This window comes from Monashia sp. HAY1-2A, from assembly GCF_056755315.1.
The window spans coordinates 1-211 of the sequence record NZ_JBNDHY010000940.1 but is presented as its reverse complement, the minus strand read 5'-3'; the positions used below and the strand labels follow the sequence as shown (position 1 = coordinate 211).

Sequence of the window (211 nt, the reverse complement as noted above, 5' to 3'; positions counted from 1 at the left end):
CCCCCCCCCCCCCCCCCCCCCCCCCCCCCCCCCCCCCCCCCCCCCCCCCCCCCCCCCCCCCCCCTCCCCAAACAAAAACCCCCCCCCCCAGATTACTACGCGTCTCGTGGGCTCGGAGATGTGTATAAGAGACAGGTCCTTGATCTGGGTGATGACGTCCGTCTTGGCGTCGGAGTAGGCGTTCATGTCGGGCCAGTCCTGGGCGGCGAGG

The 211-nt window shown here is 72.0% G+C and carries 1 protein-coding gene; it reads right to left on the bottom strand.

Features of this window, described 5'->3' with window-relative positions; all coding sequences use genetic code 11:
* Positions 1–211: hypothetical protein (locus tag ACPYOM_RS24430; protein WP_481347965.1), on the bottom strand; the 211-nt coding region annotated here is incomplete at both ends.